At 56.0% G+C, this 23,881-nt stretch carries 22 protein-coding genes; 6 read left to right on the top strand and 16 right to left on the bottom strand.

Translation table 11 applies throughout. The features are described from left to right. Nucleotides 1–186: a hypothetical protein gene (locus tag QRN85_RS18355; RefSeq protein ID WP_062586112.1), complete on the top strand. Its 186-nt coding sequence runs from the start codon at nucleotides 1–3 to the stop codon at nucleotides 184–186. Nucleotides 187–194: 8 nt separating this feature from the next. Here QRN85_RS18355 and QRN85_RS18360 read toward each other — a convergent pair whose 3' ends face one another. The 3 genes from QRN85_RS18360 to QRN85_RS18370 are packed head-to-tail and all read right to left on the bottom strand — an operon-like array spanning nucleotide 195 to nucleotide 2,129. Further along, on the bottom strand, nucleotides 195–818 hold the full coding sequence (locus QRN85_RS18360) for a class I SAM-dependent methyltransferase (protein ID WP_284759687.1): 624 nt from the start codon (nucleotides 816–818) through the stop codon (nucleotides 195–197). A 7-nt stretch (nucleotides 819–825) separates the two neighbouring features. Continuing rightward, nucleotides 826–1,494, bottom strand: coding sequence for a pseudouridine synthase (locus QRN85_RS18365; RefSeq protein WP_284759688.1), 669 nt, complete (start codon nucleotides 1,492–1,494; stop codon nucleotides 826–828). 44 nt (nucleotides 1,495–1,538) lie between these two features. After that, nucleotides 1,539–2,129 carry an IMPACT family protein gene (locus tag QRN85_RS18370; protein ID WP_284759689.1) on the bottom strand — a complete coding sequence of 197 codons (591 nt, stop codon included), beginning with the start codon at nucleotides 2,127–2,129 and terminating at the stop codon, nucleotides 1,539–1,541. Nucleotides 2,130–2,209: 80 nt separating this feature from the next. On the opposite strand from QRN85_RS18370, the gene QRN85_RS18375 reads away from it, so the two are divergent. Further along, nucleotides 2,210–3,424, top strand: a complete 1,215-nt coding sequence (locus tag QRN85_RS18375; protein WP_284759690.1) for a TIGR03862 family flavoprotein — start codon at nucleotides 2,210–2,212, stop codon at nucleotides 3,422–3,424. Between the two features lie 139 nt (nucleotides 3,425–3,563). Next, the gene (locus tag QRN85_RS18380) at nucleotides 3,564–6,161 is read left to right on the top strand and encodes a response regulator (RefSeq protein WP_284759691.1); all 2,598 of its coding nucleotides are present in this window, start codon (nucleotides 3,564–3,566) and stop codon (nucleotides 6,159–6,161) included. Between the two features lie 12 nt (nucleotides 6,162–6,173). Here the strand turns inward: QRN85_RS18380 and QRN85_RS18385 are convergent, their stop codons facing one another. From QRN85_RS18385 to QRN85_RS18430, 10 genes are all read right to left on the bottom strand, one after another. Continuing rightward, nucleotides 6,174–7,118 (bottom strand): 2-hydroxyacid dehydrogenase, encoded by a 945-nt coding sequence (locus QRN85_RS18385; protein WP_284759692.1) that lies wholly within the window; start codon nucleotides 7,116–7,118, stop codon nucleotides 6,174–6,176. A gap of 119 nt (nucleotides 7,119–7,237) precedes the next feature. Beyond that, the gene (locus QRN85_RS18390; protein ID WP_062586097.1) at nucleotides 7,238–9,586 is read right to left on the bottom strand and encodes a polysaccharide biosynthesis tyrosine autokinase; all 2,349 of its coding nucleotides are present in this window, start codon (nucleotides 9,584–9,586) and stop codon (nucleotides 7,238–7,240) included. Nucleotides 9,587–9,661: 75 nt separating this feature from the next. Then, nucleotides 9,662–10,567, bottom strand: a complete 906-nt coding sequence (locus QRN85_RS18395) for a UTP--glucose-1-phosphate uridylyltransferase (RefSeq protein ID WP_062586095.1) — start codon at nucleotides 10,565–10,567, stop codon at nucleotides 9,662–9,664. Between the two features lie 40 nt (nucleotides 10,568–10,607). Further along, nucleotides 10,608–11,603 carry a glycosyltransferase family 2 protein gene (locus QRN85_RS18400; protein ID WP_502870801.1) on the bottom strand — a complete coding sequence of 332 codons (996 nt, stop codon included), beginning with the start codon at nucleotides 11,601–11,603 and terminating at the stop codon, nucleotides 10,608–10,610. Then, entirely contained in the window at nucleotides 11,600–12,544 is a 945-nt protein-coding gene (locus QRN85_RS18405; protein ID WP_284759693.1) for a glycosyltransferase family 2 protein, read from the bottom strand. Before QRN85_RS18405 ends, QRN85_RS18400 begins: the two co-directional genes overlap by 4 nt. Next, on the bottom strand, nucleotides 12,541–13,557 hold the full coding sequence (locus QRN85_RS18410; RefSeq protein ID WP_284759694.1) for a glycosyltransferase family 2 protein: 1,017 nt from the start codon (nucleotides 13,555–13,557) through the stop codon (nucleotides 12,541–12,543). The genes QRN85_RS18405 and QRN85_RS18410 overlap by 4 nt, the downstream gene beginning before the upstream one ends. Nucleotides 13,558–13,569: 12 nt before the next feature. Further along, nucleotides 13,570–14,751, bottom strand: coding sequence for a glycosyltransferase (locus QRN85_RS18415; protein WP_284759695.1), 1,182 nt, complete (start codon nucleotides 14,749–14,751; stop codon nucleotides 13,570–13,572). Nucleotides 14,752–14,801: 50 nt separating this feature from the next. Then, nucleotides 14,802–15,662, bottom strand: coding sequence for an endo-1,3-1,4-beta-glycanase ExoK (gene exoK, locus QRN85_RS18420; RefSeq protein WP_284759696.1), 861 nt, complete (start codon nucleotides 15,660–15,662; stop codon nucleotides 14,802–14,804). After that, nucleotides 15,659–16,807 (bottom strand): acyltransferase family protein, encoded by a 1,149-nt coding sequence (locus tag QRN85_RS18425; protein ID WP_284759697.1) that lies wholly within the window; start codon nucleotides 16,805–16,807, stop codon nucleotides 15,659–15,661. The genes exoK and QRN85_RS18425 overlap by 4 nt, the downstream gene beginning before the upstream one ends. 370 nt (nucleotides 16,808–17,177) lie before the next feature. Next, entirely contained in the window at nucleotides 17,178–18,650 is a 1,473-nt protein-coding gene (locus QRN85_RS18430) for a lipopolysaccharide biosynthesis protein (protein ID WP_284759698.1), read from the bottom strand. A 117-nt stretch (nucleotides 18,651–18,767) separates the two neighbouring features. On the opposite strand from QRN85_RS18430, the gene QRN85_RS18435 reads away from it, so the two are divergent. Both QRN85_RS18435 and QRN85_RS18440 read left to right on the top strand, forming a co-directional pair. Next, a complete protein-coding gene (locus tag QRN85_RS18435) occupies nucleotides 18,768–19,733 on the top strand; it encodes a glycosyltransferase family 2 protein (RefSeq protein ID WP_284759699.1) in 966 nt (321 codons plus the stop codon). A gap of 37 nt (nucleotides 19,734–19,770) precedes the next feature. Then, nucleotides 19,771–20,730, top strand: a complete 960-nt coding sequence (locus QRN85_RS18440; RefSeq protein ID WP_113092742.1) for a polysaccharide pyruvyl transferase family protein — start codon at nucleotides 19,771–19,773, stop codon at nucleotides 20,728–20,730. An 18-nt stretch (nucleotides 20,731–20,748) separates the two neighbouring features. On the opposite strand, the gene QRN85_RS18445 is transcribed toward QRN85_RS18440, so the two are convergent. Both QRN85_RS18445 and QRN85_RS18450 read right to left on the bottom strand, forming a co-directional pair. Beyond that, nucleotides 20,749–21,744, bottom strand: coding sequence for a glycosyltransferase family 2 protein (locus QRN85_RS18445; protein WP_284759700.1), 996 nt, complete (start codon nucleotides 21,742–21,744; stop codon nucleotides 20,749–20,751). A 109-nt stretch (nucleotides 21,745–21,853) separates the two neighbouring features. Next, complete coding sequence (locus tag QRN85_RS18450) at nucleotides 21,854–22,207, bottom strand: exopolysaccharide production repressor protein (RefSeq protein WP_284759701.1); 354 nt, start codon at nucleotides 22,205–22,207, stop codon at nucleotides 21,854–21,856. A gap of 328 nt (nucleotides 22,208–22,535) precedes the next feature. Between QRN85_RS18450 and QRN85_RS18455 the strand changes: the two genes are divergently transcribed. Next, nucleotides 22,536–22,805, top strand: coding sequence for a DUF6074 family protein (locus tag QRN85_RS18455; protein WP_284759702.1), 270 nt, complete (start codon nucleotides 22,536–22,538; stop codon nucleotides 22,803–22,805). A gap of 36 nt (nucleotides 22,806–22,841) precedes the next feature. Here the strand turns inward: QRN85_RS18455 and QRN85_RS18460 are convergent, their stop codons facing one another. Beyond that, complete coding sequence (locus tag QRN85_RS18460; RefSeq protein WP_062586068.1) at nucleotides 22,842–23,873, bottom strand: LacI family DNA-binding transcriptional regulator; 1,032 nt, start codon at nucleotides 23,871–23,873, stop codon at nucleotides 22,842–22,844. Nucleotides 23,874–23,881 lie beyond the last annotated feature (8 nt).

The raw sequence follows: 23,881 nt of genomic DNA on the forward strand, positions 1-23,881 counted from the left end.
ATGCAAATCATAGACAACAAAGAAATAGAAGCGACGGAGATCAAGCCAATCCTGAGCGTTGTGGAATTTTGTCAGCGTTATCGTCTGGACAAGGTCGAGGAAAGCCGCTTGAAAGCGCTGTTTGGCGACTTTGCTTCCCGCCATGAGTTGCTCATGAATGCTCAGCGCAAGGCAACATTCCGGTAAATGGTGCGTCAGGGATTAGCGGTGGCAATGATCATGAAGACGTCGAACCGGGTGCTCTTACCCAGGATTTGATGTGAAGGTTTGCGTATGCCGGGCATTGGCTCGGCTCGCAAGGGCCACTTGAGAACAACGCGTTTCTGCGCATTTGCAAGGGCAATTTCCATAAGTTCAGCCTGGTCGGGATCCGCGCCGACCAGCTCCCTCAAAACCCGCATCTCTTTCTTCACCAATGCGGTGTTCTGCCGTGGCGGGTGCATGGGATCGATCAGAATGACCTCAGGCGAAAGTGTAGGGATAAGCTCCCGGGAGTCACCGTGAAGCAGTGTCATTCGCGAGACTATCTCCTCATAGACTCCATTTTCCTGTGAAGCGCGCGTGAGCGCATCGGACAACATGTCGTACATCGGCTTTGATCGTTCGATGAGCGTGACGTTGCAGCCGAGCGACGCGAGCAGAAATGAATCGCGTCCCAATCCCGCCGTGGCGTCAACAATGTCAGGGGTTTTGCCAGCCTTCAGCCCTGCCGCCTTCGCAAGCGCCTGACCGCGTCCTTCACCGGAGCGTAGCCTGTGGCCGACGGCGCCGCCGACGAAATCTATTCTGAAACCTGCGTCTTGATCTTCTGTCTTCATTGTCGTCTCAAAAAGGGCAGGGGCTGCTAAAGCTGATATCTTGCCCGTCCGGGTGGCGAAACCCAAGTTTTTCCGCGTGCAGCAGCAAACGCGGGGCAGCGGCCAGCGCATCGCCCTCGGAATAAAACTCGTCTCCGAGGATGGGATGCCCAAGGGCTTTCATATGCACACGCAGTTGATGGGTTCTGCCGGTTAGGGGATGGAGCCTCAGCCGCGTGGCGGGAAGTGAAAGACGCTCCAGCACCTGCCAATCCGTCTGGGCGTTCTTTCCGTTTGTGAAGTCCACACGGTGCCTTGGCTTGTTGTCGGGGTCTATTGCAAGTGGCAGATCGATATGGCCACTTTCGTCCGCCACAGTGCCCCAGACCACCGCGACATATGATTTCTCGGTCGTGCGCTCCTCGAACTGCCGCGCGATTGCCGCATGGGCCCTTTTGTTCAGAGACATCAGGACGATGCCGGACGTGTCCTTATCCAGCCGATTGATCATCAAAGCGTTGCGGAATGTCTTCTGAACTCTTGTCGCCAAACTGTCCGACAAAGCAGGATCCCGGCCAGGTACGGACAGCAGTCCGCTCGGCTTGTCGAGAACAAGAAAATCCTCGTCCTGATAGATGATCGAGACGTAAGGCTCCATGGGAGGATTATAGACAGGATTGGCAAGCTCTGTTGTCATGCTGCCTCATATCACGAATCTCTGCGAAGGCGAGGTCTGCATTGTCACTGGTTTGGCAGGGGAAGGGTGACCCGACCGCTTGTCAGATCCATGACCATTTTCGCCGTCTCAACAGCTGTTGCCAAGGGCACAGCGAGATGCAGCGTAGCGCCATCGGCGGTAAAGGTCTCGGCGGTGATGGAGAGATTTGGAACAGCCTGCAACCTTGATTTCACCAAGGCGAGGTCGGAAAATCCACATTCCATCTGCGCTGCAGTCACCGGTATGATCTCGGTCTTCTCACCGTTTCTCAGGCAGGTTGCTGCCGTCCCGCCATAGGCCCGCATCAGCCCGCCACTTCCAAGCAATATGCCGCCAAACCAGCGGATGACGACGACCGCCACCATGTCGAGCGACTGTCCGTCCAGAGCTTGGAGGATAGGCTTGCCTGCGGTGCCGGAAGGTTCTCCGTCATCGCTGAAGCGATAGACCTGGCCGGTGCGCCACGCCCAGCAATTATGCGTCGCGGTGGGGTCAGAATGTTCCTCGATGAAGCGCTTTGCCGCATCTTCATCCGCAATGGGACTGGCCAGCGCGATGAACCGGCTTTTCTTGATGTCCTGAGCAAAGGTTTCGGGGCGGGCGAGTGTGAACATGTCCTGTCATTAGCGCATGTACCGCAACACGCAAATCGTTATAAGGCATAGAAAAGAAACGCATATGGATTTTTCGGATAATGGACGGCAGGCAAGTGACGATCATCGGTGGCGGCCCGGCGGGCCTGATGGCCGCAGAGGTTCTGTCCTCAGCCGGTGCGATGGTAACCGTGTTCGAAGCCATGCCGACGGTGGCCCGTAAATTCCTCATGGCTGGCAAGTCCGGCCTCAACATTACCCATGCCGAGGACTATAGCGCATTCGTCAGCCGTTTCGGCTCCGCTCAGACGAGACTTCGATCTGCGCTGGATGATTTCACTCCGCAGATGCTTCGCGACTGGGCGCTGGAACTGGGGCAGGAGACATTCGTTGGCACGTCCAACCGGGTATTTCCCGTCGCGATGAAAGCCTCGCCGCTTCTTCGAACATGGCTGAGCAGGCTAGAGCGCCAGGGTGTGACGATCAAGACCCGGCATCGCTGGGTCGGTTTCGAGGGCGACGCTCTTGCATTCGAGACACCGGATGGGCGGATTGTGGTCGAGAGTGATCTGATCCTGATCGCCCTCGGCGGGGCAAGCTGGCCTAGGCTCGGCTCGGATGGTGCCTGGGTTCCTTGGCTTAAGGCAGCGGGCGCTGAGGTCGTTGATTTCCAGCCCGCAAATTGTGGCTTCAATGTTGGATGGAGCGATTACTTTCGGGACAGATTTGCCGGTACTCCCATAAAATCCGTTGCGCTGACGTCAGGCGAAGAGCGGTTCGAGGGCGAATTCGTCATCAGCACTCACGGCATCGAAGGAAGTCTGGTCTACGCGCATTCGGCAAGCGTCCGTGATGCCCTCAAATCGGGAAAAGGTTCGACGCTCCTTGTCGATCTTGCGCCCGGCAGGACACAAGACCGTATTGCAAACGATCTGGAGCGGCATCCGCGCAAAGACAGCCTGTCCAACAGGCTTCGGAAGGCCGCCAGCCTCTCGCCGGCGAAGATCGCCCTTTTGCGGGAATGTCACCCGGACCTCGCCGACATGTCCTTTCAGCAGCTTGCTGCGGCCATAAAGGCTTCGACCATTCCCGTAACTTCGCCACGACCCATCGCGGAGGCAATATCCAGCGCAGGCGGAGTAGGCTGGTGTGATATTGACGATCATTTCATGCTGAAATCCCGTCCTGGAATATTCGTCGCCGGAGAAATGCTGGACTGGGAAGCGCCCACCGGCGGTTATCTTTTAACTGCTTGTTTTGCGACGGGAAAAGCAGCGGCAAACGGTCTTCTCCATTGGAGGAATCGGACGTATTAGCTATATGTTGCAATGCGCTATTGCGCAGGCGACAAAAAAACGCTTGATAGCTCTTTACGTGTGAAATGGGTAGAGACCGTTGCCGGTTGTAGGCGCGGCCTGGGTGGATGAGAGCAGCCGTTCTCGTTGGTGATGATTTATGACTGAAGCATCTGCATTGGGTCAATGGCCGATCGGTGGTGGCGAAGCGGGCGATCTCGTCCGTTCTTACGACTGGTCAAAGACATCGCTCGGCCCCATGTCGTCGTGGCCGGCCAACCTGCGCCACAAGGTAAATTCCGTCGTCAACTCCCCAATCCCGCAAGTTCTGATGTGGGGAAAAGACCACGTCATGATTTACAATGACGGCTACATCGAAATTGCCGGAAATTACCACCCCCGCGCTCTGGGCGACACGGTACCTACGATCTGGCCGGAAATATGGGACTGGAACCAGAAAATTCTGGAAGCCGGTTTTCGCGGTTCGGTCCAGTCGTTTCGTGATCAGAAAATGGTGCTGAAAAGAAACGGGCAGCCGGAAGAGGTTGTCTTCGATCTGTTCTATACGCCGATTCATAACGATGCAGGCACAGTCGATGGCGTCTTGTGCACTGTGCTGGAGAACACCGACAAGGTGAAGGCCGTTCAGGAACTGGCAGAGAGCCGGGAAAATCTGATGGCCAGCAACAATCGCTTTCGGGCGGCGGTTGAGGCGGTTCACGGCGTTTTGTGGACCAATAGTCCCGACGGACGAATGCTCGGCGAGCAAACGGGGTGGTCCGGGCTGACCGGGCAGAGCTACGAAGCCTATCAGGGTTACGGCTGGGCCGATGCGGTTCATCCTGACGATCGCCAAGGATCCATAGACAGCTGGAACCGCGCTGTTGCTGCCAAGTCTACCTATATCTGGGAGCATCGCGTAAGGCGTCACGATGGCATTTACCGGACTTTTGCCATTCGCGCAGTACCCACCCTCAATGACTTGGGCGCGATAACAGAATGGGTCGGCGTCCACACCGACATTACCGATCAGCGCGAGGCGGAAGAAACCTTGCGTGAGCATTCTGCCAATCTTGAGCGGGAGATCCGGCATCGTATAAGGGCGGAAGATCAACTCCGACAACTCAACGAGGGGCTGGAGGCGCGCGTCGCTGCCGAAATCGCTGAACGTCGCCACGCTGAACGGGCCCTCCAGCAAGCGCAAAAAATGGAATCCATCGGTCAGTTGACCGGCGGCGTCGCTCACGATTTCAACAATCTGCTGCAGGTCGTGGCTGGCAACCTGCAACTGCTCGCCAAGGACGTGGTTGGCAACGAGCGCGCAGAACGCCGGGTTACCAATGCGCTGGCAGGGGTGAGCCGTGGCGCGAAGCTGGCGAGCCAGTTGCTCGCTTTTGGACGCAGGCAGGCGCTGGAGCCGCGTGTCATCAATATCGGCCGCTTTGTCGCGGGAATGGATGATCTGTTGCGCCGTTCGATTGGCGAGGCTGTCGAGGTCGAGGTTATCACCGCAGGAGGACTGTGGAATACCTATGCCGATCCCGCACAGGTGGAAAATGCCTTGTTGAACCTTGCCATCAATGCCCGCGATGCAATGTCGGGATCTGGCAAACTCACCATCGAAGTCGGCAATGCGTCTCTCGATCTCGATTATGCCCGCACCCATGCTGAGGTGGAGCCGGGTCAATATGTCATGCTGGCGGTCACCGATACCGGGTCTGGCATGACGCCTGATATTATCGACAAGGTGTTCGAGCCATTTTTCTCCACCAAGCCCGAGGGCAAGGGAACTGGCCTTGGCCTTTCGATGGTCTATGGCTTCGTCAAGCAATCCGGCGGTCACGTGAAGATCTACAGCGAGGTCGGACAGGGCACGACGGTCAAGGTCTATCTTCCGCGCTCGCTGTCCGACGAAGACCGCGAAGTCGTGGTCCAGACCGGACCCATCGTCGGCGGGACAGAAACCATTCTCGTCGTTGAAGACGACGATGAGGTCAGAAGCACCGTTGTCGAGACGCTTTCCGACCTCGGATACCAGGTGCTGACCGCACGTGATGCTCAGGCGGGCCTGACGGTTGCAGAAAGCGGAGTTCCCATCGATGTCATCTTCACAGATGTCGTCATGCCGGGTCCGTTGAAAAGCAGCGAAATGGCCAGACGCGCAAAGGAGCGACTGCCGCATCTCGCGATACTCTTCACCTCCGGTTACACGGAAAATTCCATCGTTCACGGCGGCAAGCTCGATGCTGGCATAGAGTTGCTGTCCAAGCCCTACACTCGCGAAGCATTGGCGCGGCGGCTGCGGCACGTTCTTGCCAACCAGAAGCAGAGAGTGGAGTCAGGCAGGGAGCGGGACACCGACAGGAATGTTGTCGCCAATCGCCCAGATCGGGCATCCATACGGGTCCTTCTGGTGGAAGACGACGAACTGATCCGGATGAACACCGCTGACATACTGCTTGAGAGTGGTCATGTGGTGGTGGAAGCAGCTAACGCGACACAGGCGCTTGATCTCATCGAGCGGGAGGAAATCGATGTCCTGATGACCGATGTGGGCTTGCCGGATATGAGTGGCGCAGACATGTCAGTGCTGATCAAACAGCGCAAGCCGGATATCGGGATAGTGTTCGCAACTGGGGACAGTTTCCTGCCGGGCAATGCCCCTGCCGGTTCCGTTCTGCTGTGCAAACCCTATAACGACAATGACGTGCGTTTCGCGCTCGCCCATGCCGTCAGCGAAGAGATTGGCGGCAAATAAGATGTGGGACGATCAGTAGCCGCGGCTCATGTCCACCGTTGCAGGCAATGTACCGGTCTGTCGCCATGATCTGATATTGTCGGCCACGATATGGGCCGCAGTCTGGCGGTTCGTTGGTGCCGATATATGCGGTAGCACGGTGACGTTCGGGTGCTGCCAAAAGGGCGATTCCCGCTCAAGTGGCTCTTTTTCAAACACATCCAGCACTGCGTGGGATAATTGTCCTTCGGCCAATGCCGCCAGCAAGTCATCGGATACGATCACAGCTCCACGCGCAAAATTTATGATGGATGCGCCTGTCTTCATCTCTGAGAAACGTGCCCTGTTGAGCAGTCCGCGCGTTTCAGCCGTCAGGGGGAGCAGACAGACGAGAATATCGCTCTTAGCAAGCAATTGTGTGAGCCCGGCGTCACCAGAAAAAGTCTCGACCCCTTCGATCACTTTGTGGGAGCGGCTCCAGCCAATTGTATGAAAGCCCGCCTGCTGCAACCGCTTGGCGGCTTGTGTCCCGAGTGTCCCCAGCCCCATGAGTCCGACGGTCACATCTTGCGGATGCCGGTATTCCAGTTCGGCCCAGATGTGCTTGCTCTGGTGGTCACGGTAGGCTGGCATGTCGCGATGCAGGTAGTAGGTCCAGGCGAGAACGGCCTCGGACATGACGCGAGAAAGCTCGGGATCTGTCAGGCGAACGATGGGTGGGGCGTCCGCTCCAAGTTCCGCCACGAGCCTCTCCACGCCGGCCCAAAGACTGTGGATCCACCTCAGGCCTTTCAGCTGTGCGATATCCGAAGGGTCGGGATTGGCGACAATGGCTATCTCGGCGAGATCGCGCTCTTCTGCCGACATGCTCCCGAACGGCAGGATTGTTTCGGTTGGCAGTGCGGTAGCAAGTACCCTTATCCATTCGGCTTCATTGGCGTCGGTCGTGCGGGAAACAAACGCGATGGGTGCGGCCATGAGGGTATCCTGATCATGAAGGTTTACGCATCAATGCGCAAAAGCTCCGTATAAATCCAGTGCAAGACCGCCATGCACAAGAAAAAATGCCCGCAGAACGCGGGCATTTTTGAATTGATTTATGCCGGTTCAGGCGCGGGCTTCTTTGCATCCCCATAATAGGCAGAGAACTGCTCGTGATAATGCTCGGAGCCGCCAGGGCCAGCGTAACGCTGCAATTCGTTCATGTCCGTCTTGTTGAGGACAATGCCGAGCGTCTTGTTGGCAATCTGCGGCTCATGGCTCATCAGGTTCTGGACCATCTGAATTGGCGTCTTGCCCCACTCGGTCACGAAGACAAAGCCATCGACCTGGGAAGCGAACGCCTTGGCGTCGATGACCGGCACGACGGGTGCAAGGTCAACGATGATGTAATCACAGGCTTCACGTGCCGAGTCCATGAACTTGCGCATACCGGAGGATGCCAGCAACTCGCTGGAGTGAGCAAACTGGTTGCTGGTCGACACCGGCAGAATGCCCATTTTGGTGCGGCTGTCGACCTTGACGGCTTTCGTCCAGGGAACCTCGTCCAGAACCACTTCCACCAGACCAGCAGACTGACGCGTGGTCAACATGCGGCTGAGGCCGGGATTGCGGATGTCGGCATCCACAACGAGCGTGCGCTTGCCTGTGGTAGCGATGAGACCGGCCAGATTGAGCGCAACGACCGACTTGCCTTCGTTGGGCAAGCAGGAGATGACACCGATCACCCGGCACTCGCGTTCCTGTATGACGACATCGGCTGTCAGTTTCACGTTGCGAAGCGTTTCCGTAAAACTGGAGCGCGGGCTGTCGACCGCAAGGCGGAGCATTTTCTGGAACGAGACGTGGCCGTTGTCCTCGATATCCGTATCAGGAACATCCGGCGTCGCCGCCCCGGTTTCCGCTCTTGTCGTCTCAACTCCCTTTTCTCCAATGAAGGGAAGGTAGCCAAGGAAGCGCATGCGCAGATTGTCGCGCACATCGTTACCCGTGTGGAAATAACGATCCCGGAATTCCAAAACAGCCGCGACACCACCGCCCAGCATCAGGCCGAGAACGATGGAGAGAGCCATCGTCATGGTCTTTTTCGGGCTGGATGGCGACGTGGGAAGACCTGCATCGGAGATGATGCGGGCTTTCGCAATCGGGAAGGATTGCTTCTGTGAAGCTTCTTCGAAGCGACCGAGATAGGACTCGTAAAGCGTCTTCAGTGCTGCGGCCTGTTGTTCCAGTTCACGCAGCTTGACCATGGTCATGTTGGCTTCGGAATTGCGGCCCGCAACACGGTCGATGTTTTCACGCAGCGACTGAACGCGCGACTGCGTTACGTCGAAATCATTCTTGAAGCTGCCGGTCAGTTGCTGGAGTTCCTGGTAGATCTGACGGGACAGATCGCCCTTTTCGCTGGCGAGAGCAATGGCCTGAGGGTGATCCTTGCCAAATTGCTGCACCACACCGCGCTCGCGGTCGGAAATGGCGATATAGCGTTTGCGCAGATCCTGTATGACGGAGTTGTCAGTGTCGCGTGCCGAAACGATTGCGTTGTTGACTGCGTTTTCCGGCCCTTGATCGACAATCGACTTGTACTGGGTGTAACGCGCTGACGCCGTTGCCGCATCCGCCTGGGCGGCGATCAGCTGGCCATTCAGATCGGAAAGCTGACCCTCGGAGATCAACTCCCCGCGGGAAGACACGATATTATTTGCAGCCTTGTATTTCTCGACAGCCAGCGATGCCGCCTGTGAACGCTGGTTCAGGTCGGTCAGTCGCTCCTGAAGCCAGACCGAGGCCCGTTCGGTGGCGTCGAAATTGGCATTCAGCTGTTCTGTTAGATAGGAATTGGCGTAGGTTCTCGCGATCTGCGTTGCCAGCTGCCGGTCAATGGAGCGGATCGAAATTGCAATGACCGAGCTTCGTCCGACACGTTCGACCGTCAGAGCCTGCTGGATGACGGCAGCCGCTTTCTCACGACGTCCATTGCGCATGGCATCTTCCGAAGCGGGCGGGGAATTCGGTGTCAGGAGATCGACCACGCCCTTGACGGATGCCTTGATGAGATCCACCGGCGACATCGGCGGATTGACGATCGTCTCGTTGCTATCCAGCTTCGCCTTGTCGACGACTGTCAGCGCCATTTCCTTGGATTTGAGGATTTCGACTGCGCTTGCGATGCGGTTGTCGATGATCTGTGCCGCTGGCACGGGAGATTCATCTTCAGCATAACGGGACAAGCTTTCGTCCAGCAGCACCTGTGTCATTGCGGTATAGACGGGTGTCGCCATCACGAGATAAAGACCGGCGAGTGCCATCGCCGCAATGACGCAGGCGGCGATGATGTTGGCGCGGCGTACCACGGCGGCCCATAGGCGGTCGAGGTCTATAAACGTATCGGCGTCCTTGGACGATTCCGGGAAATTCATGTTCGATCTAAAGGTCTTGTGGTGCATTGACCCACCTTGTGTTTAAAAACGGCGAGCGGGAACGCAGTTCTCGTGCTTTCCCGCCTCACTCAACTTCATCGATCAAGCCGCTTTGACGCGACCTTCGTGGTTCCTCACCAATTCCTTGATGGAGGCCAAAACCTGGGCCTCCATATCTGCGCGCATCAGGGAAAACGCGACATTCGCCGCGATAAATCCCTGCTTGCTGCCGCAGTCGAATGTCCGCCCGCCGAACTTCTGTCCGTGGAACGGCTGTATCTCCCCCAAACGCTTCATGCCATCCGTCAACTGGATTTCATTGCCTGCACCGCGCTCCTGCTTGGCAAGAATATCGAAGATTTCTGGCTGCAGAATATAACGGCCATTAAGGTAGTAATTGGATGGAGCCGCAGATGGTTCCGGCTTTTCAACCATTTCTGTTACGCGAAAACCGTGGCTGACGGTGTCACCAACGCCGACAATGCCGTAGGACGATGTCTCATCCGGAGCACATTCTTCCGTACCGACGATATTTCCGCCGACCTCATCATAGAGTTCCATGAGACCAGCGATACAGCCGCGGGCACCATAAGAAACCATATCCGGCAGGAGCAAGGCGAACGGCTCCTTGCCGACGAGTTCTCTTGCGCACCATACGGCATGACCAAGGCCGAGCGGCACCTGCTGACGTGTATAGCTGACTGTGCCGGCAATGGGGAGCATCTTTTCGAGTTGCAAGACCTGCATGGTCTTGCCAGAGCGCGTCAGCGTGTTGACGAGTTCGGGAGCGCTATCGAAATAGTCTTCGATGGCTGTCTTGTTTCGGCTGGTCACAAAAATAATGTGCTCGATACCGGCCTGCATAGCCTCGTCCACCGCATACTGAACCACCGGCCGGTCAACGATGGTCAGCATTTCCTTGGGCATTGCCTTGGTTGCGGGCAGGAAGCGCGTGCCGTTACCGGCGACGGGGATTACGGCCTTTCTGACTGTCCTGTTAAGGTCCATGGCGTTCTCCTTGAAGGTTCGATAAGCGGGTCCAAACAAATCAGGATGCCTGCCGCTTCATGTCTGTGGGAAGGGGTGTCGGAAAAACCGCGCCGCGCAATTTCTTCAGCCTCGCCTCGATCGGCATCCGCAGATGCCGAAGCGCAACTGGGTCCTTTGCAGCTATTTTTATGACATCCATGATCGACCGGCGCTTGATACTGGAAACGAGCATCAGGAAGTGACGTGCTTCTACCAGGCTGCGTGTTCGCATCCTTTGTGCTTCGCTCGCTGCGGGTGGAAGTGTGTATCGGGACAGAAAATCCTCATCCGCGGCGATCATGGCGTCAACATGCTGAATTTCCAGAACGCGCGAAATCGAACCTTCCCGAATATTGTAGATATAACCGGGCGAGGGCTCGATGGCGCAGCGCGCGCCAACGGCCAGTGCCGAGGCCAGCAGGAGATAATCTTCGCCGATCCGAAGGTCAGGCCGGAAGCGCAGGGCATTCTCGTTCAGGAACTCACGCCGGAACATTGGCTTCATGTAGCCAAAATTGAAGGTCGAGCGGAAGATGATATTTGAGGCTATGAAATTTTCGAGTGTGAGTGTGCCTTGCTGCTCAAGGAAGTTGGCCGAAAACATCGTTTCCCTGGCACGCCCATCCGTATAAACGACATCCAGATTATCGACGACGATTTCTGCCGGACCGCTCTCGGCCCGGTCTATCATCCGCCGTGTTCTGAGTGGCTGAATGACATCGTCGGAATCGAGAACCGCGATCCAACGACCTACCGCTGCGTCGATGCCTGCGTTACGGGCACCACCGGGGCCGAGATTGCGTTCAAGGGCGATCAGTCGGACACGGGCATCCTGTTGCGTTAGCCCGGAAACGACCTCACGCGTGTTATCTGAAGACTGATCGTCAACGACGATGACTTCCACCGTGACCTCGTCTTGCGCCAGGGCGCTTTCGATAGCTGCAGCGATCGTGTCGGCCGAGTTATAGGCGGCGATGACGAAGGTAACATCGGGCGGCAACGGAGCGTCCATCATGTTGCCTCCACTGTGCCGTACTGGCGTATTTCGCGTACACCGAAGGCGCCGCTAACGGAGCCCATATGCAGCGCCATACGCAGCAATTGACGATTGCGGCGGACAGGGCTGAAAGTGCTCAGTAGCGCTGAAGACGCGCAAAATGCCACTTTCGACGCGGCCGTGACGATTTGCCCAATTCTGCGTGTTCCCGGTTTGCGTTCTGCAAGCAGGCGTCCATGGGTCTGGCCTGAGCGGAAACGCCGTTTGGCGAGCCACATGAAGCTTGCTCGGCTGTCCGGCACGGGTTCGGACAATATGGCTTTTTCGGCAAAGGCGATGCGCCCGCCATCCGCGTGCATGTGAGAGAAGAAATGCGTGTCTTCTCCACCGCTCTGGCCGAGAGACAAAGCAAATCGGCGACCCGCGACGGAAGGCGCAGTCATGCGCAGAAGGGTGTTGCAGGTATAACCTGTCACGATGTCTCCGTTGACCCAGACAGGAGCCGTCGAATGGAAATCACCCTTGCGCATCCAGCTTGGCGCACTCGGCTTGTAGACGGCAGTAACAGGTCCAAGAACCGCCTCTGCACCCGTCTCCTTTGCCGTTTGTAGCAATTCGCAAAGCCAGTCTCTCGGGGCAGTCTCGTCATCGTCGATGAAAGCGAGATAGTCCGCGTCGGAGGCGGAGAGACAGGCGTTCCGCGCGATGGAGATATTCGATTTGGGGCAGTGGATGTAAATGATCTCGAAGGGCGATTTTTCGCGCAGCCGATCGATCGAGTCTTTTGCGCTGGGCTCTGCATCGTTGTCCGCAACAATTATACGAAGCTTCGCTCCAGCCGGAACCTCCAGCTCGAACAAGGAGAGCAGTGTCGCGACAACTGCAGGGCGGCGGAACGTGCAAACGCCGATATCGATCCGGATCTGATGAGTTTCGATAATTGCAGGAGTGGCTGTCATGACATCGCCTTTCCCGCCAAGGGGGCAGGCGCACCCATCGAGCTGACAAGTTCCAGCCAGAACCCTGTCGACCAGGCGAGATGCATGATCATGGCAGAGAACGCAGCCAGCAGGCCGTATGAATTCTTTTCCACGATGGCCATCCACAGGCCATAGCCAACGCAGGCGGCGATCCAGAGGCAAAGCGGTACCAGAGCAAGCCAGTGGAAAACGCCAAGCAGTGCCAGGAGCGCGACCGGCATGACCGCCAGTGGGATCATCTGCCGGAGCTTGGGCATGGAGCGATGCTTGAGGAGATTTTTCGCGCGCCCACGGCCGTAGGCCATATACTGCTTGAACAAGGGCCGCACGTTGGAGCGCGGGTAGTAGGTCATGCGGGTCTTGTCGGTCATCCAGATGCGAAAGCCAGCCTTGCGCAGCCGATAGTCCAGTTCGGCATCCTCATTGTGGCTGAAACTCTCGTCGTAACCGCCAACCTCGGTAAAGGCCGATATGCGCATCAAGGCGTGGTGCCCGTGATCGATCCAGTGCCCCTTCGCTCCTTCGCGATGCTTGGAGCCGCCGTTTCCGAGCTTGGAGTTCTGAGCGATTGCGGTGGCTTTCTGGAACGTTCCGTGGCCAACCGTGTCCATTGCCACGACGACAGAATCAGCGCCGGTATGGACGGCGTCTTCCAGCAACCGGTTGCAGTAGTCGTCGGGATAGTCGCCATGGGCGTCGATGCGGATGAGGTAATCATAACCCTGTCCAAACATTTCCACCGCCAGATTAATGCCGGCACTCTGGATGCGCTTCGGGTTGGCCAAAAGAATGACCCGCGCATCCTGCATTGAGAAATTTGCGACAATATCACGCGTTCCATCGGTACTACCGCCATCGGCAACGATGATCCGGTCCGCCGGATTGTTGAGGGTGCTGGAAAATTTAAGCAGCAGATCGTCGATCGTGCGAGCCTCGTTGAGGCACGGTATGACGATCAATGTCTTCACATCCAGTATCTTGTGCGACTTCATAGGGCGGTCCCGTCAGGCGGTTGAAAGTGAAGCTTCGAGGGCGCGGCCAGATTTCGGCGCTGCCAAAGAAGCGAGTTTTTGGACGAGTTGAAGGCAGTCCTGTTGATCGGCCATCCATTGTGTCCGGTCGACCGCCGCAAGGTTTTCTGCGGATTTAAGGTAACTCTCTTCGGTCAGGCCGGTGAAAAAGGCTTGCAGACTGTCAGCATCGGCGGTCTGCAGCACATGGCCGATGCTTCGCTTTTCGAGAAAGCGCGCGGTCTCCGTTCCCGTAACCGCTATCGGAAGCGCACCATAGAGGCACCCTTCATAAAGCCTGTTCGGCAGCAGCCAGCTGGAGTTTTGCCCTTCCTCGAAGAAATCGATAGCCCAGGTGAATTGAACATCCTGGTAGATAGACTGGAGATCTTCGGGATTTTTGTATGCGCCGTGAAAACTCATGTGAGGGGACTTTGCGACGAAGCCCTCGAAGTCATCAAACTCGGAATGGGCTGGACGTCCACGCAGCACCACTTCAACCTTGCCATCCATCCGCCCGGCGAAATCGGCAAGAATGCCAAGTGACTTGCGGCAACGCAGAGCACCAAACCAACCAATTTTCCAAGGCTGACCCTCTTTCGGAGGCCGTGCCGTTGGCTTGTCCTGCACTGTGCCATGCAGTGCCAGCACCTTGTTCTCTTGCAGCAATACCGGGAGTGCCAAGCCGGAGCGAGGGGCGAAGTAGTGAGTCACGAAGGCGGGCGAGCTCGTTATCAGGAGCTTTGCGTCGGAGGCGAGATGACGCTGAATGGCATTGACGAGTTTTCCGGCAGCACCCTCATTCAAAAGCAATCGGTGGATGTCCAGGCACTCGTAAACCACAGGAATGTCGCGGCCGAAAATGGAGGAGGCGCGGCGTGCAACTGCCAGCATTTCGAGATTTCGAGCGATAATGACATCAGGTTTCTCCACACCACGCATTTGACCGCTAAGTGCGACGCAGGATTTGCCAACGGCTGTGATGCGCTGGGCAAACCGTCCATCTGCCGTCTCGCCGAGCACGATCGGCGACAACCCATCGACGCTTGCCAAGGCGTTTTCACCGCGTGTGAAACCGGCAAGGCTCACTCTGGCACCACCAGCCTGCAGCATCATGACCCGGCGACGAATGGCCGGGTCTGCAAGGTCATGTGCTAGATAAAGAACATGCGTCATAAAATGGTCCTGAGCGGGAAATAATCGAGAGGCTTCGGTCAAAAGGCCGCTCAGTTTGAAAGGCAGGCGACGGACTCTGGGAACTGGCACTTGTCGCCGAGCGCTGTGAAAGCGAGCCGGTCGACATTCATGACTGTCGGTCCATTATAGGCAAACTTGCCCATCCAGCTTTTCAGGGTGTCCGTGCCCCACAGGCTGAAGAAAATCTTCTGCGGATTTTGTGGGATTTTTGCCGGGTCTGTAACTTCATGAACCATCTTCCCGTTCACGAAATAACGCAGACGCTGCGGCTCCCATATGAAGGCGTAGTCATTGAAGGCCTTGTCCGCGCCACCTTCCACGTCGACCAGCTTCTCATTCCCGCCTTTTGCGGAAATATACTGGTTGAGCTGGACCTTTGCCGGGTCCTTGCCCAAGACTTCCATATCAATTTCATCATGCGGCTTCTTGTCGGTTGGCCCGATATAGGTAAAGAAAGCCGAATTGAGGCCGGAGCCGGTTGCCGTCTTGATCCGTGCCTCGTAGGTGCCGTAACGATAGCGGCCCTTGGTCTGGATTTCTCCGCAGGAGAAATTGCGATCCTTGACCTTTCCTTCCTGAAATCCGAGTTGAAGTTGCCCACCGTCAAATTTCACGAGCTTCTTCGACCAGGTACAGTTTTGATGCGGTCCATTGTTCCAGCCATCGGAAACGTACCAGAAAGACCGGTCCATGGAATCGAAATTCTCGACGAAAGATTTGCCGTTTCCGGGCGCTGCCGTCGGACCTGATGCGGAGCCGGGCGCTGGCTCCTTGCCAGGCGCGGGTGGGGCGACAGGGCTCTGCGCCATCGCTGCAGACGCACCGAGTGTAAGGGCCACACATGTGGACAGGAACATGCGCGACTGAACGCGGGTGATAAATGCGATCATTGGTTCACCTTTGCAGTTGCAGGCAGGGCTTCGACAGGACGCTGTGCGGGATGGGAAGTCTTTGGGGCTTTGACAGAAGGCCCCGGCTTGTCACTGCGACTGCCCGTCAAGACAGCGTAAAGTTTAGGCAGCTTGGACCGCACCTGCGCATTGCTGATAACGAGGATGATAAAGGACAGTGCTACCGCACCGAGATAGAAGGCGGGATAGAAATCCGGGCCGCCTCTGTTCCAGACCATCCACATCATTACCAGCAGAGGATAGTGGGCGCAGAAAATCCAGAAGCTGAGACTGCCCGTTTCCGAGAGACGTTTTCCAGCCTTGCTGCGAATGAGCAAAGAGGAGGACGCCCACAAACCCATTGCGCCAAAGACCGCAAGGAGGTTGCGAAGCAACTCAAGCTCGAACGGAAAATCTGGTCCGGTAAAATAGAGAGCCGTTGCAAGGATTGCAGACGCCCCCAAAACCGCAGCCGTGATTTTAACGGCATGGGCGTCGAGAGCCTTGAGATCGATCTTGTACAGCGCCAGCGCAATTCCCAGCGTGAAGCTGAAGAGGATGGATTTCTTCTGGACGATGAACAGGGTGACTTCAGGCCATGCGGTAATGACGAGCAGAACCCCCAATGTGGCCCATGCGTATCTGCGAACCAGAAATGCGAGGATCGGCGAAAGAAGGATGCAGACGAAAAGATCCCGCAAGAAATACAGCGGCACGTTCAAAGGAAATTCTTCGACTGCGGCACCGTGGCTCATCATTTCCCGCGGCGTTGCGTTCCATAAGTCCGGAAAATAGCCGACGCCCACTCCGAAACGCTGCAGGAGGAGAACAGCGGCAACAAGTGCGCCATTCCATAGCAAAAATGGGAGGAGCACTGTCCGCGCCTTCGACTTGACGGTGGCCAGATAGTCAAATGCCTGCATTCCCTTGCGAAACAGCAGATAACCTGAAATCGCACTCAGGCAGGGCACACCGATGCGGAACAGCGCATCACCCAGGAACACGCGCAGCCAATCAAAAAAGCCGTAGACGCCGAGAAAAGGGCTAGTCTCCGGATTGTGTGGAACATGCACAAAAACAATGCCCGATATCAATATAATGCGCATCAAGTTGATGCGGGAAGATAGGTTCTGATCAAAAGTCACGTCAGTTCCCCTCAATTAGGCGGTGTCTCCCCCCACCGCGTTAAAATTAGGACGAACGAAAGCCCGTGCTAAAGTGTCTGGTCTACATGAGGGTAAAATGTGGCAGCGCGGCAAAAGGGGTCTTCTAATTGTTGCGGGTAAAACTCTGGAGGTCCATATCTCCCCTAAGGAGAGACAGGCCAGATCATTGAAATATAACGGGATTTTCCTTGGTCGCCTCTGGGGCAGTCCCTCCGTCGGCGGCGGGAGAAATAATAGCGATGCTGCGATGCAGCATTATCGTGCCGCTTTGCCCGCAGTGGACGGCGCAACAGTGTGGCAAAAGTTCTCAATTGTGGCAGAAAGACGGCAAGTTTCCCCGCAGGCTTTTTCAAGCCGCCGCCTGTTTTGCTTTCCGCTCACGCACGAGACCCAGTATCTTTCGCAGAAGTTCTCTTTCTGTGATGAGAATCAGAACTCCATAGATTGCGCCTCCGGCGACAGCTCCCACAAGCACCTGCATATAGGCGTGAGGCAGGCTGTCGGAGAAGATATGAAGGATATAGCGTACCGCAAGTGCCATCACGAGGGACGCAATCATCGGGCGGCTACTGACATAGAGACCCTTCAACAGCGGCGTTTCGCTGGCCTTGAAAACGGCCCAGGAATAGAAAATCAGTGTCACCCCATTAACGATGCAGAGCCAGACCATTGCATCGATGAGTGTGCCGTAAATTGCTGCAAGCCAGACTGCACCTGTCGTGACAACCGCACGGATTGTCGCGGACCAGAAGAGAACCCGACCGTAGCCGGCGCCCTTCAAGTAAGGAATAAATGTGCTGCAGGGCGTCAGTATTGCTTTTGATAACGCCAGTAGCCCAAGCACCGGCCAGGCATAGGCCCAGTTTGGTCCGAAAATCACGAGCATGGCGGGTTCGGCAATGGCCCATAGGCCAAACATCATCGGTGCCAGAAGCACTGTCAGCACCTGTGTGCTGAACATCAGCGCATCGCGGCGACGCTGCTTGTCATCCATCATTCTGCTGAATGCCGGGAACAGAACACCCATCACAGCGGAAAGGACGACCTGGTTTGGAATGCTGGCGAATCGGTTGGATGCCGAATAGGCGCCAGCATCTGCAAGTCCCAGATGTCGGGCAATAATCACCATCGGCGACTGGAACGTCACGAAATTCGCTATCTCTGAGCCCATGAGGCCCGAGCTGAATCCAAGAAGCGGAACGAGCCGCCGAGGCTTCATTACAAAGCTTGGCTTGTAATGGGAGACCGCGTAGAGGCCCACGAGCCTTATCAGCGCAGCGGCGAAAAGCTGGATGATCAGGGCCCAGACACCGAACCCGGCGAAGGCAAGTACGACTGCGACGATGGCCGCCGCACTTTCCGACGTCATGCTCCAGATGGCGTCCTTGCTGAAATTCATGCGTCTGGCCAAGAGGGAATAGGCGACATCGCCAGCCAGTTGCAGCGGAATGAGAAAAGCCATGATTCGCAGAAGATAGGCGCTTTCGACTGCGCCGAGCAGCTCCCCGAAAAATTCCGCGCCGAAGTAGAGTATGGCTGCCATCGTGCATGAAATTGCAAGATTTGCCCAGAAGACAGTATGGATCGTGTCCATATCCTCTTCCTTTTCCACAATCAGGGCGGATGTTAGTCCTGCGCCCGCAATCATGGTTAGAAACTGCACGACCGTCAGGCCGACTGCGACGACGCCGAACTCTTCTGGCGTCAGCAATCGTGCGAGAATCGGCACCGTGACAAACTTAAGCCCGAATGTGCCTGTTTTTGATAAAACGCTCCAACCGACATTCGCGGTAATCGTCTTGACGCTCGGAGCTGGGGGCATACGTGCTTCCTATATTTTGGAGGCCAGCAACCATTTTGCTGGCGGGAGGTTTGCCACTCATCGGGGCCGCATTCGGTCGGGCCCGACCACTTCTTGATCAACACAAGGGGCGAAACAATGGCGAAATTTACTGTCGTTATTCCTTATTATCAAAAACAGCATGGCGTACTTGGTAGGGCACTAGCATCCGTTTTTTCACAGACCCTGCAGGATTTCGATCTCGTTATCGTTGACGATGAGTCGCCTTATCCGATTGAAAAAGAAATTGATGAACTGACTGAAAGCCAGAGAAGCCGGATCAAGATCGTCAAGCAGACCAATGCCGGTCCCGGCGGCGCACGCAATACGGGGCTCGACCACGTTCCAGCAGAAACGACCTATGTCGCATTTCTGGATTCGGATGATATCTGGACGCCCGACCATTTGAGCAACGCCGCCTTCAGTCTCGATACATTTGGGGGAGATTGCTACTGGGCATCGATGCAGGCCAGCGACGAGTTCTATTACCACTTCGCCATGTCGGAACTGGAAAAGAATGAGGCAGCGAACCGACTATCCGAAACTCCGAAGGTCATTGAATTGCCGGACCTTGCGAGCGTCATGCTGCGCAACTGGAGCTTTCTGCACCTCTCCTGCATGGTCATAGGCCGTCCTCTTTTCGAGAAGGTTCGTTTTGACCCTGCCTTGAGGCTGGCTGCGGAAGACGTTCTCTTCTTCTGCGATTGCATTCTTGCATCCAGCCGTACCCTTTTGTGTGACGACGCTGGTGCTATGCGGGGAATGGGGGTGAATATATTTCACAGCATCGACAATACGTCGCCCGAGTTCCTGCGCCAACAGTTCAACACATGGGTAGCGCTCGACACGTTGCAGGAGAGGTTTTCAACTCGTCCCGCCGACGTAGAGTCGATCGCATCCTATAAAAACACGGCTCGTAAACAGGCGCTTTGGAGCCAGGCTGGCAAGTTGAAGCGCCGCAAGGCGCCGGAAATGGGCCTCCTGTTCAAATGGATGATGCGCGATCCTGCTATCCTGCGCGCGGCGGTGGAGCTGGGAACCGGTAAACTGACCGGCCCACGATGACGCGTAGCGCCTGCCTTTTTTTATTCAGGAGTAATCCATGAGACCATATCACTGGGAATCGCACCACGGAAATTTTGGCGATGACCTCAATCTCTGGCTTTGGGATTTCCTGCTGCCAGGCCTGCGGGACGTTCATCCTGACCTGCTGCTGGTTGGCGTCGGCACCGTTCTCAACGATGTGCTGTTTCCACCGGCGCAACGCAAACTGGTTATTGGCAGTGGCTATGGATACGGTGCGGTACCGGATATATCCAACAAGGAGCTTTGGGATATCAGGTGCGTTCGCGGTGAAATGACAGCCGCCAAGCTGGGCCTCCCCTCGGAAATGGGAATAGTGGACCCTGCCGTGATGGTAACGGAAATGCCCGAATTTCAGGGTTTGCCGAAGATCCACAAAAAGACATTCGTGCCCCATTGGGAATCAGCTGAATTCGGCATCTGGGACTTCGCCTGCGAGCCTGCCGGGCTGACCTATCTCGATCCGCGCGGTGAGGCAAAAGCTGTCATCAAACATATCGCGCAGTCGGAATTCATCGTTGCGGAATCGATGCACGGCGCAATTCTTGCCGATGCGTTCCGCGTCCCATGGGTTGCCGTAAGCACATCGACATCCATCAACAGCTTCAAATGGAGTGATTGGGCTGGAAGCGTTGGTGTCAAGTACGAGCCACGTTATGTTCCCGTCTCGACCAGAGCGGAAGCGGCTAAGAAGGGCTCGAAATTCTGGGGCATGAGCTTTCCGCCGCCGCCTCCACCCGTTGAAAGTGCTGAGCACGCCTCTTCTGGCCATCCTCACGATGGCGATGTTCTCGTTCGCCCCGTTCAGGAACAGAGGTCGCTCCGCAAACTTGCAAAGCAGGTTTTGGCGGCACCTTCCACGCTCGCATTGTGGCAAGCAAGCCGCGCCGAGCCACGGCTTAGCCCAGATGGTCGACTGGAAGAACGCAAGGAGCGTTTTCAGGCGGTCCTAGAAACGATCAAGAGGGACTATTTCTAAGCAAGCATGCCGCTCAGATCATTGTTTGAGCGGCTTTGCCGGCAGCAGGTATCTGATATCGGCAACCTGTTTGGGTTTGCTGCGATAGCGCGCCGTTTTGTCCAGCCATATGCCCTTTACAATCATTGGAACTGCGGTCGGGCGTTGCAGCGCATGTTTCAAAGCACCAGCCATCCCACCTCTTGCTTTGGCATCCAGAAAATCTCGAAGCTCGAATTTTTCCCGGATGTGACGCTCATGCTCTTTAAGAAGAGCCGTCTCCTGCGGGTTCAGAGCACAGGTTGCCAGAATGCGTTTGTCTGCTTCGTAGAGTTGACGGAGATCTTCTGTGCGATGGCGGCCGCTCAGCGAGTCACCGCGAACAATCGCGCCATATCCGCAATTGCAAATGACCTTGTAGCGAGCGCCGAGGGCGAGCGCCCGAACATATAACTCGTAATCCTCGCCAAGCCGCATCGCTTCGACATAGCGGAGCTTGTGTTCATCGAGGAAGGAGCGTCGGATTACCGGCTTCAGAAATCCGGTTTCGCCACGCTCGACGCCACGCTTCGAGATATTGCCCTCAACGAACTCGGAAAGCTGAAGGAAGTGTTCCTGAGGCTCGAATCGTGCAGGCACGACTGCTGACGCGTCGGGCATTGACTGCTGAATGAAAGCGATGTTGTCCGCAACGAGATCCCAGTCATCATTTGCAAGCATCGCAGCAAAACGTCCAGGGAAATAGAAATCGTCTGCGTCCAGAATGGCAATCAGGGGAGCTGTCGAAATGGCTATGGCATGATTGCGAGCGGCCGATGGGCCTCGGTTGACGTCAAACCTCTCGACTTTCAGTCGTCCGCTTCCATCATCGCAAGACCGTGCAACGTCGGCGGTAGCGTCGGTTGAACCGTCGTCTATGACGACAACTTCACTGACCTGAGGTTCAGCCAAGGCGGAGCTGATGGCGGTGCCGATCGTATCGGACGCATTCTTGGCTGCTATAATGACGCAAATGGACTGCAAACCCGGGGCCATGCCTACTCCTCGTTTCGTTTCACGGACATTTTTCTGTAGAAAATGTCAGAGATAAGGAAACTGTAAGCCAATTTCGTATCAGCGATAAGTCTGATGGCGACGAGTTTTTTCAGAAATCGCTGAGCTTTGGGCTATGAGCGATAGGGGGAAGGTTTTCAGCTCCGGACTTCTCAGCCGAGGGGCCAGCTTCTTTTGAAAATCCGTATTTCTGCTGCATCCGCTTCTGTTCTTTGGCGACCATCAGGAGAACGCCAATGAAATATCCCACCTGAATGATGACGAGACACAGCACCGTCTGGAGGAAAGCGGTATAGAAGGACCCATGGATAATATATGTTGCAATGGCGAAGACCAGCAACGCGCACATCATGCTCACAAAAAAGCGCGGGGCGTACATGCTATTTTCCTCCGCCATAACATGTCCCGATAACGGAGCATGCATTTTATAAAGCTTGTTTTGCATTTAATATATTATCATTCGCACGGGGTTTCAACACAGTTGTACTTCCATTACAGCCCCCTGGATGAAATTTCCGTAATGTTTAATGGTAAAATTTACACAAATTGCCGAGAAACTCCCGTCTGGCTGAGGCAACGCTCATTCTTTGCCTTTTGAGCAGCTGGGTTAGGGTTTGATACTCCAGCGAATGCAACTTTATATTGTCGTCTTGCGACTGTGATTGGCCTGTTTTATGGTCTTTTGGCAGCAAGAGTTTCGCATCTGCAGACTTCGTTAACCATGCCCCCGGTAAAGATAGAGCGTTGATTCCCCCGAGCATTAAGGTGTGCGTGTGACCAAGCGTTCAGAAGTAATTGCGTTTCCTGCCAAAAACCGTATCGCTGACATAAAGCGGTGCGCTCAAATGCTTGATGACCTTCATGGAGAAGAGGCAGACCGCTTCTGGCGCGACGAGTGTCGTGCGCTGGCCGCCCGGTTGCTGAACCTCGGATACAGCGATAGCGCCATGCGACAGGAAGTCGCCGATTTCCAGGGGGCCGTTCAGGCAGAACTCTGGGCGTCAGCGCATCAGGAAGAACCTGCCCGCCGCGAAGGCTATTGATTCTCTAGGAATCCCGCGAGGCGAGCTTGCGTCGGTTTATTTCTGGATCGGCCGTTTCGTTGGCGCTCCAACGGAATTTCTTACGATCAGATCAGGTGTCAGCAGGATTTCCGGCTGTTCCGGTTGCTGGCCGCCTAACAGATCCAGCAAAAGTGCCATTGCGTGTTTGCCGATGGACGTCCTGGGTTGGCGTATTGTCGTTAGGGCGGGAGACATGAAAACTGCCTGAGGAATATCGTCGAAACCAGTGACGGAAAAATCGCGCGGTATATCGTATCCGCGCGCAGTAAGACCAATCATGACGCCGATGGCTGTCTGATCATTCACGCACATGAAAGCGGTCGGCAATGTGTCGCGCATGAACAGTTGTTCCACGGCCAGACGCCCGCTCTCCAAGGTTCCGTCGCCCTCGATCATCATGCTGGGAGTTGGCGTAAATCCGGCTGCCGTCAATCCTTCCACATATCCTTGACGACGGCGGCTGTAGGCGAGGCGTGTGCGTGAGTCCCCGATGAAGGCGATTCGCTCGTGGCCCTCTGCTATTAGCATGTCCACAATCTTGCGAGCGCCTGCGCTGTCATCCACACCCACATAAGGGATACCGCCATTATAAATAGGCTCGAAAACCCCGACACATGGCGGCAGGCGAGCCGTCATCGCCTGATGTCCAAATGGCAATATGCCGGTAAACAGGATGAGCCCGGCGGCCTGGTTGGAATTGAGAAATTTTAAGTATTCCAGGCCGCGCTGCGCATCATTTTGCGTATGGCCGATCAAGATGCCGTAGCCATGGGCACGCGCCTCGTTTTCCAGACCTACGAGAATGTTCGAAAAATTCGGATCCCCGATGTCGGGGGCAACGACGAGGATCATGTTGGAGCGGCCCAATCGCAGGCTGCGCGCCATCGCATTGGTTGTGTAACCGGTTACGGCGATCGCCTGATTGACCTTCAGCCGGGTGGAATTAGCGACTTTTTCAGGCGTGTGGATAGCGCGCGAAACCGTAGCGATTGAAACTTCCGCGATACGGGCAACGTCTTCAATGGTGGCAGATGAAGGATTCGACAATGTGGGCC

Source organism: Agrobacterium sp. fls2-241-TYG-188a, from assembly GCF_030209845.1.